This window comes from Aeromonas sp. QDB56 (genome assembly GCF_027705505.1).
Taxonomy (GTDB): domain Bacteria; phylum Pseudomonadota; class Gammaproteobacteria; order Enterobacterales; family Aeromonadaceae; genus Aeromonas; species Aeromonas caviae.
The window spans coordinates 1-2,445 of the sequence record NZ_JAPDBZ010000241.1 but is presented as its reverse complement, the minus strand read 5'-3'; the positions used below and the strand labels follow the sequence as shown (position 1 = coordinate 2,445).

Here is a 2,445-nt window from a genome sequence, read left to right as displayed (position 1 = left end):
AAGGAGATGGTGGTGATCAGATCACCAAGTCCTCAGTTAGTTCCATTCAAGCTGCATCGATTTGGGCAACAACGCCAAACCCTGACCGTGGTCGGCAAACGCAGCCAACATGAAGAGGTTGCCACCGCGACCCGCACCAACACTCCGGCCAAACTGGTGCCCCAGAGCATCGACAGCGTCAAGGCAAGCGAGCTGACCGCCTTCGGCCAGCCCACCCTGAGCGAGGCTCTGACCGGTATCCCCGGCGTCAACGCCAGCGGCGACACCCGCTTTGACGGCGTCACCATCCGCGGTTTCAGCGCCAGCAACGACTTCTATCTCGACGGCTTTCGCGACGACATGCAATACACCCGCGACCTTGGCAACATCGAGCGGGTCGAAGTGCTCAAGGGCCCCGCCGCCGTGCTCTACGGCCGTGGCAGCACGGGCGGCATCGTCAACCGGGTCAGCAAGGTTCCCCAGAAGGGGCAGGCCTCCAGCGTCAGCGCCCAGGTCGGCAGCTTCGACAGCCGACGCTTCGCCGCCGACCTCAACGGCGAGGCAGGAGAGCGGGTACAGGTGCGCCTGAACCTGGCCCAGGAGGACAAGGAGAGCTTTCGCGACGACGTGACCAGCAAGCGCACCCTGCTGGCCCCCTCCGTCAACTGGGAGATCACCGACACCCTGAACTGGCTGGTGCAATACGAGCGCAACGAGCACGATCGCACCCCGGATCGCGGCATTCCCGGCGTCGATGGTCGCCCGGCGGATGTCCCCATCGAGAGCGTCTACAGCGACACCCGCCGCGACTTCATCGACGATGTGGCCCAGTCCACCCGCTCCCGCTTCACCTGGGACATCAACGATCAGTGGCAACTGCGCCAGCAGCTCGGCTACACCACCCTCGACAGCCAGTTCGACAATACCTATGTCACCAGCGTCAAGGGCGACAAGGTGACCCGCGCCCGCTGGCAGCAGGATCTCAAGGCCAGCAGCCTCACCAGCAACACCGAGGCGGAAGGCCAGCTGCAAACCGGTCCCATCGCCCATCGTCTGCTGGTGGGCCTGGAGCAGGACTGGCAGGATCGCACCCCCAAGCTCTACCAGAACGCCAGCCCGATCCCGGCAGGCAACCTCTATGATCCGGGCTCCCTGCCCACCTACGACGGCGCCATGAAACTCTCCAGCGACGCCCATCACAGGGTGCGCGGTGTCGGCCTCTATGTGCAGGATCAGCTCAGCCTGGGCGACTGGCACCTGCTGGCGGGACTGCGCCGCGACGACTTCACCGTCACCAGCCGCCGCAACGACCTCGACAAGGAAGAGACCCTCTCGGTCACCAGCCTGAGTCCGCGCCTGGGCCTGGTGTGGAACCCCATCGAGGAGCATGCCTTCTACACCTCCTACAGCAAGACCTTCACCCCGGTGGGCGGTGAGCTTATCGGCATCACCCCGGGGGACAAGAACAACAACCTGGATCCCCAGCACACCCGGCTCTATGAAGGGGGCGTGAAGAGCGACTGGCTGAACGGCCGCCTCGCCACCACCCTCTCCCTCTACCGGCTGGAGATGTACAACAAGCGCAGCAAGGATCCGCTGGATCCCACTAAGGTGATCCTCACCGGTCTGCAGCGCACCGACGGCATCGAGCTGAGCGCCCGTGCCCAGCTGACCGACGAGATCTATCTGCGCGGCGGCGTCGCCATCCAGGATGCCGAGCAGGTCAAGGCAGACGCGGACCTGCAAGGCAAGCGGCCGATGAACGTCTCCCGCCAGAACGGCCAGCTGTTCGCCGGCTACCAGAGCGGCAAGCAGGGCTGGTTCGGCGAGACCGGGGTGACGGCGGTGGGGGATCGCTTCGCCGACAACGCCAACACCACCACCTTGCCCGGTTACGCCCGCTTCGACGCCCGTGCCGGCTACCGCTGGCCCCAGTGGGAAGCCCAGCTGAGCGTGGAGAACCTGACCGATCACGACTACTTCGTCAGCGCCACCAGCGCGGCCCAGATCATGCCGGGCACGCCCCGTCAGCTGCACCTGACCGCCGCCTACCGCTTCTGATCCTCCCTGTTTACCGACCCCTCTGGCCAGCGTTCGCTGGCCAGATTGTTATGAAGCACCGAACGATGACACGCAGAAAACTCCCCCTGCACAACAACAAGTGGGTGCGCCGCATCCACGCCTGGGCCGGCTTTGCCACCCTCACCCTGATGCTGCTCTACGGCCTCACCGGCCTCTGGCTGCAACACAGGGCCGTGCTGCCCCTGCCCGGTCCCCACACCGCCAAATCGAGCGAAGAGATAGTACTGAGCACGCCGCTGGCCAGCCCGGATGAATTGAAAGCCCTGCTGCAACAGCGTTATGCAGACATGTTCGAGGAGGGGAGACCCCCTCAGAGATCCCCTCATTTTTAGAGACTCAAATAATTCCAAGTGTGCGGGTATATAAGCGGTGTTGCTTCAGGTA

1 protein-coding gene and 1 pseudogene are annotated in these 2,445 nt (G+C 64.3%); both read left to right on the top strand.

What is annotated here, in order from left to right:
- Positions 1-15 precede the first annotated feature (15 nt).
- Complete coding sequence (locus OKB81_RS20030; RefSeq protein WP_442865713.1) at positions 16-2,040, top strand: TonB-dependent receptor; 2,025 nt, start codon at positions 16-18, stop codon at positions 2,038-2,040.
- A gap of 65 nt (positions 2,041-2,105) precedes the next feature.
- Positions 2,106-2,384: pseudogene (locus tag OKB81_RS20025) on the top strand (PepSY-associated TM helix domain-containing protein); the annotation flags it as partial.
- Positions 2,385-2,445 lie beyond the last annotated feature (61 nt).